Source organism: Pseudoalteromonas sp. SWYJZ98 (genome assembly GCF_015864495.1).
Classification (GTDB): Bacteria; Pseudomonadota; Gammaproteobacteria; order Enterobacterales; family Alteromonadaceae; genus Pseudoalteromonas; species Pseudoalteromonas distincta.
In genome coordinates this window covers 19,440-28,128 of record NZ_JADYXA010000043.1, presented here as the reverse complement: position 1 = coordinate 28,128, position 8,689 = coordinate 19,440, and the positions used below count along the sequence as shown (strand labels likewise).

General features: G+C 39.6%; 8 protein-coding genes. 3 read left to right on the top strand and 5 right to left on the bottom strand.

Annotation, left to right across the window (positions count from 1 at the left end; genetic code table 11):
* Positions 1-263: 263 nt before the first annotated feature.
* Complete coding sequence (gene trhA / locus I6F10_RS17260; RefSeq protein ID WP_197099175.1) at positions 264-893, top strand: PAQR family membrane homeostasis protein TrhA; 630 nt, start codon at positions 264-266, stop codon at positions 891-893.
* A gap of 54 nt (positions 894-947) precedes the next feature.
* Here the strand turns inward: trhA and I6F10_RS17255 are convergent, their stop codons facing one another.
* The 5 genes from I6F10_RS17255 to I6F10_RS17235 form a co-directional block, all read right to left on the bottom strand.
* Positions 948-2,399, bottom strand: a complete 1,452-nt coding sequence (locus I6F10_RS17255; RefSeq protein WP_197099174.1) for a flagellin — start codon at positions 2,397-2,399, stop codon at positions 948-950.
* A 201-nt stretch (positions 2,400-2,600) separates the two neighbouring features.
* Positions 2,601-2,783 (bottom strand): IS110 family transposase, encoded by a 183-nt coding sequence (locus I6F10_RS17250; RefSeq protein ID WP_231619996.1) that lies wholly within the window; start codon positions 2,781-2,783, stop codon positions 2,601-2,603.
* Between the two features lie 149 nt (positions 2,784-2,932).
* On the bottom strand, positions 2,933-3,127 hold the full coding sequence (locus I6F10_RS17245; RefSeq protein ID WP_197099177.1) for a hypothetical protein: 195 nt from the start codon (positions 3,125-3,127) through the stop codon (positions 2,933-2,935).
* A 60-nt stretch (positions 3,128-3,187) separates the two neighbouring features.
* Positions 3,188-3,499, bottom strand: a complete 312-nt coding sequence (locus I6F10_RS17240; protein ID WP_197099173.1) for an MGMT family protein — start codon at positions 3,497-3,499, stop codon at positions 3,188-3,190.
* Positions 3,489-4,385: a LysR family transcriptional regulator gene (locus I6F10_RS17235; RefSeq protein WP_197099172.1), complete on the bottom strand. Its 897-nt coding sequence runs from the start codon at positions 4,383-4,385 to the stop codon at positions 3,489-3,491. Before I6F10_RS17235 ends, I6F10_RS17240 begins: the two co-directional genes overlap by 11 nt.
* 122 nt (positions 4,386-4,507) lie before the next feature.
* Between I6F10_RS17235 and I6F10_RS17230 the strand changes: the two genes are divergently transcribed.
* Positions 4,508-5,590: an efflux RND transporter periplasmic adaptor subunit gene (locus tag I6F10_RS17230; RefSeq protein ID WP_165724062.1), complete on the top strand. Its 1,083-nt coding sequence runs from the start codon at positions 4,508-4,510 to the stop codon at positions 5,588-5,590.
* A 2-nt stretch (positions 5,591-5,592) separates the two neighbouring features.
* Complete coding sequence (locus tag I6F10_RS17225) at positions 5,593-8,661, top strand: efflux RND transporter permease subunit (protein ID WP_197099171.1); 3,069 nt, start codon at positions 5,593-5,595, stop codon at positions 8,659-8,661.
* Positions 8,662-8,689 lie beyond the last annotated feature (28 nt).

The following is an 8,689-nucleotide window of genomic DNA, read 5'->3' as shown; positions in this document are numbered from 1 at the left end:
TGAGCAACTTAATAATCGTCCGAGGAAGACACTTGGATTTGAAACGCCTGCAAAATTGATGCAGGATCACTTGGCGGCTAAAGCCGCCTAAACGTTATGCACTTCAGGTTTGAATCCGCGTAGTGAATTAATTCTCTTTAAAATCAAGTAAAAGCTAAAGTAGCGTATCAAATAAAGTTATTTAGAATTACTCACAGCTAGGATTGAAACTTTCAGCGTACAGTTGTACACTGAAATTAATTCCAATAGTGGTAGGAGCATTTATGTCGTTAGAAGCGCCTTATTCCCGTAAAGAAGAGAAATTAAACGTAATCAGCCATGCACTCGGTATTATATTTGCCGCATTTGTTATGTGGGATTTATTTAACCAAGCCACCAGCACTAACGCGTATGTTAGTACTGCAATTTATGGCAGCAGCCTATTTGTGCTGTTTTTGTCATCCACTTTGTACCACGCCAGTATTCAACCGCGCTTAAGAGCCTTTTATAAAAAGTGCGATCACTGCGCCATATACTTATTAATTGCCGGCACCTACACTCCCTTTTTATTAATCTCATTAACTGGTGCTTGGTCATGGGCCACACTTACATTTATTTGGGCGGTGGCACTAGCAGGCGTTGCGTACAAAGTATTTGTAAAAAACGGTAATAAAAAAATATCGCTCGCCACCTACTTGCTCATGGGTTGGTTTGCACTGGCTATAGTGTATCCACTTTATTCTAGTGTTGATGTAAAAGCACTTTACTGGCTACTTGCCGGCGGCATTTTTTATAGTTTAGGTACATTATTTTACAGCGCTAAAAGCACCCAATTTAGCCACGCTATTTGGCACTTATTTGTTATTGCTGGGTGTGTTTGCCATTATATTTCAATTAGCAATTACGTTTATTAAATAAGCTAGAACTACTTGTATAATTCGAATAGCTCAAATTTATGACTACGTAATTTAGCCAAGTAAATTAATGGCTGCTTGAGTAACCTGATTTGCTTGAGCGAGAACCGTAGTACTAGCTTGTTGTAATATCTGATTTTTTGTAATTATAGCTGTTTCAATAGCAAAATCGGCATCCTGTATACGACTGCGGGAAGTAGAAACATTCTCAGAAATATTTGCTAAATTATTAATCGTATGATTAAGTCGATTTTGTATTGCACCTAAATTTGCTCTATTTGCATCTATTTGTTTTAAAGCAGCATCAATTACCTCGATAGCTGATTGTGCCCCATCAGAGTTTTCACCTGAGATATCTATGTCATCAACATGATCTAATATACTTACTCCACCAGTTTGAGATACATTTAAGTAACGATTAACATCTCCTCCATTGACGCTAATTTCATCTGAAGAGGACAATTCTAATTTAGAGAAAACAGATGCTCCATTGTTAGGGTTTACTGGTGACTGTAGAGCACCAACTGGAGCGCCATCAACAAGTTGGCCTAGCTTAACTGTTGGAGATGATGTCATATCTAAGCCATCAACATCAACACCGAACACATCAAATGAAGTGGATGTAGCCCCTGCTACATTATCTCTTTCTATCACTTCATAACCATCAGACTGAAGATCTTCCATTAATCTGTCAAAGTTACCGCTATATTTACTCAGATCATAGCTATCTATAACTATGCCTCCCTTCTTAAAGCTCATAACACCATCATCTGCTGAAGTTAGTCCTTCTATCCGAGCTTCTAACTTTGTAGAGGCAAGTACATCAGCACCACTATTGTTAATAACGTCAGCAACAATACTAGCTCCAGTACCTGCTGGAATACTGATACTTTCGCCATTTAAGGTCCATAAATCAGAAGTTGAAAACCTCAACGATGTAATTGTATCTAAAGGGTATGGTGCTGCAGGAAAATAAATTGGTTCAATTTTATAAATTCCAATAGCGTCAGCAGAAACATCATTCAAATTTAAATTAATTGTTTCATTTGCATTAGCACCTACCTGAAACTGCTTTGTACCAAACGTACCATCAAGTAAACTAATACTTCCAAATTGAGTAGTTTCCGCTATGCGGGTTATTTCTTGCTGCAACGCTGTCACTTCTTTTTGTAGTGCAGCCCTATCATCTCCATTATTTGAGCCATTCGCAGATTGTAAAGACAATACTCGCATTCGCTGTAGGATACTCGAAGACTCTTCCATAGCTCCTTCAGCAGTTTGCGATATAGATATTCCATCATTGGCATTGCGTTGAGCAACTGATATACCATTAATTTGGGAAGTCAAACGATTTGATATTTGCATACCAGCTGCATCATCTTTTGCACTATTAATTCTCATACCTGAAGATAGACGTTGCATTGAAACCTCAAGGTCTTTACCGAATTTATTAAGGTTTCGCTGCCCGTTGAGTGATGCTGTATTTGTTACTACTGATAGCGCCATTAAAACGTCCTTTTAAGTTTCAGCATGATTCATACAAAATACATGCATTATTTAAGCCACTACAAAGCTTTATCTTTAAAAGTTCTTAAAATAAAAAACAATTAGGCTCTCTAAGCATGTGTTGAAGGAGATGTGAAGTATGATGAATCAGTATTAAACAAAACAACAAAGCTTATCATCCATTAATGCATCAACTAACCACTACCAATTAAATGTTGATCCAACAACAAGTCCTGCTAGCTTGTCTTTATAAGGGGCTAAAAAAGATAAAATGACAGACATGTCATTATTTAAACGCTTACAGCTAAGCGTTTCACCTTGTTCATCAATAATAGCAATCACACTATTATTTGAATGCAAGTCAATTCCACCATATAGTTTCATACTAAGTTCCTCGAGGTACAGTTTATGTTTTGGTTAACACAACTGTATCGGAAAACTCAAAGAGCTTTCTATATGGTTATCAAATCTTGACTTCAGACATTATGACATCTGACCGTCTGCAGTTAGCACAAAGCCGTCCATCTCTTTGCTCACCCACTTAACTCCCAAGTTATAAAACACTCAAAACTGATATTTTGCTTTAAAAAGTAATCTTCAGTGTCATCAACGCGGTAAGTTGGGCTGTTTCTAGTAAATTCATCATTTTTGTCGGATGGCGTGGCTTCGCCACTTATCCGACCTACGTCAAAATGTAGGTTGGTTAAGCCGAAGGCGCCACCCAACAAAGTTTTAGATTCACGCCTTGAAGGTCAGCAGCTGGCACTTACCTGCCCTTAATAGTCATATCACTCCCACCGGCACTCGCGCATATTTACTTTGTCGCTTTTAAACAGTACGCCTTCTGATAATAGCTTTTCGCGCTGTTCTTGGTATTTTTCGCTACCTTCAGGGAATGATATTTTACCTTGGCTATTCACTACCCTGTGCCAAGGTATAACCGAGTCGTTTGGCATCATTTTTAATAAGCGCCCCACCAACCGTGAGTTTTGCGGGTAGCCCGCAAGAGCTGCAACTTGCCCGTAGCTTGCTACTTTACCTATTGGTATGCCTGCAATAACAGTATAAATAAGTGTTTCTTTATCAATATCAGTGTTCATTTAAATACGCCTCACTAAGTACTTTAAACTGCTCCCAAATAGTACGCGCTACAGGGCCGTGGTGCACTGCATGTTGTCTAAAGGCTCTAATTTGTGCGCTAAATTTATGCTCTCGATCAGTTATGTGTATTTCTTGAAGTAAGCCTGCTTTTATTTCAGGAGCGCAGTGTTCTAGGCTCATCATTGCCCAACCTGCACCTGAAAGTAAAAACGATTTTAAGGTCGATACATCATCAATTTTCATCATGGCGGAGCCTTTTGAGTACGATAGTCTGTCACTGTCGATACTCAAGTCACTTTCAAACATGGCTAAACACGGATACGTTTGTAGTTCGCTATAGGTTAGCTTTTTAGGGAGTACGCCTTTAGCGCTGACAATACCAATATCGAGCCTACCTATAGGTACGCTTTCTAAATCGCCTGTCGCATGAAATAAATCAAACCACGGGCCAATGCCTAATTCAGCTTGCCCACTATTTACTTGCTCTAACGAAATAAAGCGCTTCCCGCTTGTTAAGCTAAATTCGGTGCTGGTAAACAATCTAAAAGTATTACTTATGATCTCGTTGTAACTCTGTGTATGGCAAAGTTGTTCGTAACAAATTCTAAATTGGGGTTCATTACCGAGTGCCAATTCTTTAGCAAGCTGCGCTAGCTCGTCGTTGGCATGAAGAAGTTGCTGCGCCTCGCGGTGAAAAATACGCCCTTTTTCAGTAAGCTGTAATCGGTACTTACTTCTGTCAAGTAACTCAAACCCTATTTTTTCTTCTAGATTTTTAATAGCAAGTGTAAGAGCTGGCTGCGTTTTATGTAGCTTTAGTGCTGCCCCGCTTAAGCTTGCGCTTTGCACTATGGCATCTAAAATTATTAATTGATTCAGCTTCATATAGCACTCTGCAACATTATAAGTAAAACTTATTGAGTTTCTAAAATTTAATGATTTTTATTTTATATGTTTGCAGCGTATGCTGCACTTAATTATTTTGCCATCATTGCAACGGAGAAGACATGAAACTCTTTCGTCTATGTTTTTTAACTACGACTTTATTAAGCTTAATAGCCTGTTCTGAGCCAGAACAACAAGTTAAAGAAGAGCCCATTCGCCCTGTTAAATTATTCAACATAGGTCATGATTCTCAAACTAACATTCGCAGCTTTCCTGCTGAAGTTGTTGCAAACCAAGGCTCTTACCTTGCTTTTAGGGTAAACGGCGAACTTATTAAGTTTCCTGTGCTTGCTGGTGAACACGTTGAAAAAGGTGATTTATTAGCAAAACTGGACCCTGAAGATTTTCAGTTGCAGTTTGATGAGCGCAAAGCGCGCTTTGAATTGGCAAAGTCACAACTTGGCCGCATTGAGCAATTGTTTGAGAAAAAAATCACCAGCCAATCAGAATTAGATCAAGCCACTGCTAATATGCAAATTGCTGAATCTGCATTTAAAATTGCACAAACAAACCTTGAGTATAGCGAGCTACGCGCGCCATTTTCAGGCACAGTTGCAAAAGTATTTGTTAAAAACTTTGAAAACATTCAAGCCAAACAAAATATATTGCGTTTAGAAACACGCGATTTAATGGATGTAGAAATTCAGGTTCCTGAAAAAATTGTCGCTCGTTTTCAAAAAGGCACTGATTACCACCCTACTGTAAAATTCGATGGCTTTGACGATAAAGAATACACACTTGATATTAAAGAGTGGGATACCCAAGCAGACCCTGCAACGCTTACCTATAAAGTTGTGTTTTCGCTACCAGTACCTGAGGACTTTAATTTACTAGCGGGTATGACGGGCAGTGTATTTATTGATTTAAGTAAAGTAACTCGCTCGCAAGTGTCTTACACAATACTGCCAATTGAATCAGTGTTTTCTGAACCTCAAGAGTCTATTAAAGATAATGCCTACGTGTGGCTTTTTGATTCAGAAACTAGCCAAGTACATAAACAAGCAGTAAAAATTGGCCAGCTACACCGCGATGGTATTGAGGTGTTAAGTGGTATTAAAGAAGGCCAAATTGTTGTTTCTGCCGGTGTGCATTCACTAAAAGAAGGCATGAAAGTAAGAGCATGGAATAAAGAGCGAGGCTTATAATTATGAGCTTTGCACAACTCTCCATTGAGAAAAAAGTAATCAGTTGGATGTTTACGCTGCTGCTATTAATTGGCGGTACCGTGTCGTATTTTGACTTAGGGCAATTAGAAGACCCTGAGTTTACGCTTAAAAAAGCCATGGTTATTACCATGTACCCTGGCGCGTCGCCGCAACAAGTTGAAGAAGAAGTTACTTTTCCTCTGGAAAACGCAATTCAGCAACTCCCTTATGTTGATTACGTTACTTCTATTTCATCTAACGGTAAGTCGCAAATTTCGGTAGAGATGAAAAGCACTTATCGAAAAGAGCAACTTCGCCAAATTTGGGATGAAATGCGTCGTAAAATTAACGACCTCTCCCCTTCGCTTCCCAGCGGCGTTTACCCAAGTACTATTTTAGATGACTTTGCCGATGTTTACGGTGTTATGTATTCGGTAACCGGTGATGGCTACTCATATGACGAGCTTAAAGACTACGTAGACTTTTTAAAACGCGAGCTAGTCTTGGTTAAAGGCGTAAGTAAAGTAACGGTTGCAGGTGAGCAACAACCGCAAGTAATGGTGGAAGTCTCAACGCGTAAATTAGCTCAATTAGGCATTGCACCCAGTCATATATTTCAGTTACTGCAATCGCAAAATACGGTTTCTAATGCGGGTAAAATTCGCGTGGGCGATGAGTCAATTCGCTTGCACCCTACTGGCGAATTTAAAGATGTAAAAGAGCTCGAAACGCTATTAATTTCAAAACCTGGTGCAAGTGAGCTTATTTATTTAGGCGACGTAGCAAAGGTTTACAGAGAGTACGCAGAAGTACCTAACAATGTTATTCGTTATAATTCTCAGCAAGCTTTGCTTATTGGCGTGTCGTTTATGTCGGGAGTTAACGTAGTTGATGTGGGTAAACACATTGACGATCACTTAGCTTCACTTGAGTATCAACGCCCTCATGGTATTGACATAAATTCGGTATACAACCAACCACAAGAGGTTCAAAAATCGGTTGATGGTTTTATTATCAGCTTACTTGAAGCTATTGCGATTGTTCTTGTAGTACTGCTGTTATTTATGGGTTTAAAAAGCGGTATTTTAATTGGTGGTATTTTACTGCTTACTGTACTGGGTACGTTTATATTTATGAAGTTGTTTGCCATCGACTTGCAACGCATATCGCTTGGAGCACTTATTATTGCCCTAGGGATGCTGGTTGATAACGCAATAGTTGTAACCGAAGGGATACTAATAAACCTTAAACGTGGGCAAACAAAGCTCAAAGCGGCGGTTAATATTGTTGAGCAAACAAAATGGCCCTTACTAGGTGCAACAGTCATTGCAGTCACTGCCTTTGCGCCAATTGGTTTAAGCTCTGATGCCAGTGGTGAATTTGCCGGCAGTTTGTTTTGGGTGTTGTTTATTTCGCTTTTATTAAGTTGGATAACAGCCATTACGCTAACGCCATTTTTTGCCAATTTAATGTTCAAAGAAAACGAGTTTAAAAACGAAGAAGGCCAAGAAGATGAAGACCCATATAAAGGTTTTATTTTTAACGGTTACAAAGCGATTTTAGATTTAGCGCTGCACTTTAGAAAAACCACGCTTATATTAATGGTTGTTTTACTGTGTACTGCGGTTGTTGGTTTTGGCTCTGTTAAACAGTCGTTTTTTCCTGCCTCTAATACACCTATGTTTTATGTAGATTACTGGCAAGAGCAAGGCTCTGATATTCGCTCAACCCTAGAGGGCGTTAAAAAACTTGAAGAGTTTTTGCAAAAAGAAGACCTTGTTGAAGAAGTAACAAGTACAACAGGCCAAGGCGCTCCACGCTTTATGCTTACCTACGCGCCAGAAAAGTCATATCCCGCGTACGGGCAATTAATTATTCGTGTGGCCAACAGAGAAGCCGTAGCGACTGTAATGCAAACTGTACGTGATTACTCAAATAATCATGCACTCTCTGCACAGCTTAAAATTAAGCCAATGGAAATTGGCCCTTCTACTGATGCAAAAATAGAAGCGCGTTTTTCAGGCCCTGATCCTGTTATTTTAAGACAACTCGCTGCTAAAGCTGAAGAACTTATTGGTAACGACGATGGCGCGTACAATATTCGTGATGACTGGCGTGCACGTACTAAAATGATTCGCCCGCAGTTTAACGAGCAAAAAGCACGCCGCTTAGGTATTAGTAAATCTGACTTAGACAATGTATTACTAACAAGCTTATCGGGTAAACAAGTGGGCGTATATCGCGATGGCACGCAGTTGCTGCCTATTATTGCACGATCTCCTGCTAACGAGCGCTTAAACGTAGAAAGCGTACACGACCTTCAAATATACAGCCCAGTACTTGGTGTATTTGTACCAGTAACCCAAGTGGTAGACGAGTTTATTGTACAGTGGGAAGACAGCCTAATAATACGCCGCGATCGCAAGCGTACAATTACTATTATGGCCGATCACGATGTATTAGGGGATGAAACCCCTGCTAAACTATTTGCACGTATTCGCGGACCAATAGAAAACATGGAATTACCGCGCGGTTACGAACTGGAATGGGGCGGCGAGTTTGAGTCATCAAGCAAGGCCCAAAAAGCAATATTTGGCTCATTACCACTGGGCTACTTAGCGATGTTTGCAGTAACCGTATTACTTTTTAACTCGCTTAAGCAACCACTTGTGATTTGGGCAACGGTTCCGTTAGCTATTATCGGTGTAAGCGCGGGCTTGTTAGCTATGAATGCTCCGTTTAGTTTTATGGGACTACTTGGTTTATTAAGCTTAAGCGGTATGCTTATTAAAAACGGTATTGTATTAGTTGATCAAATAAATCTCGAATTAAGGGAAGGTAAATCTCCCTATGAGGCCGTATTTGACTCTGGTGTTAGCCGTGTACGCCCAGTTGCTATGGCGGCTATAACTACTATTTTAGGTATGATCCCGCTGTTATTTGACGTGTTCTTCCAGTCAATGGCGGTAACAATTATGTTTGGTTTAGGCTTTGCTACAATTTTGACTCTAATTGTAGTGCCAGTACTTTACACGGTTATATTTAGAATTGATTACGAACCGCGTAAGTAGTTAAGCATATAATCGGTTAACATTAAAA

Bases quoted from the DNA above. Each gene is read 5' to 3' on its own strand.
- I6F10_RS17235 (WP_197099172.1), bottom strand. From the start codon at position 4,385: ATGAAGCTGAATCAATTAATAATTTTAGATGCCATAGTGCAAAGCGCA.
- I6F10_RS17240 (WP_197099173.1), bottom strand. From the start codon at position 3,499: ATGAACACTGATATTGATAAAGAAACACTTATTTATACTGTTATTGCA.
- I6F10_RS17255 (WP_197099174.1), bottom strand. From the start codon at position 2,399: ATGGCGCTATCAGTAGTAACAAATACAGCATCACTCAACGGGCAGCGA.
- trhA (WP_197099175.1), top strand. From the start codon at position 264: ATGTCGTTAGAAGCGCCTTATTCCCGTAAAGAAGAGAAATTAAACGTA.
- I6F10_RS17250 (WP_231619996.1), bottom strand. From the start codon at position 2,783: ATGAAACTATATGGTGGAATTGACTTGCATTCAAATAATAGTGTGATT.
- I6F10_RS17225 (WP_197099171.1), top strand. From the start codon at position 5,593: ATGAGCTTTGCACAACTCTCCATTGAGAAAAAAGTAATCAGTTGGATG.
- I6F10_RS17230 (WP_165724062.1), top strand. From the start codon at position 4,508: ATGAAACTCTTTCGTCTATGTTTTTTAACTACGACTTTATTAAGCTTA.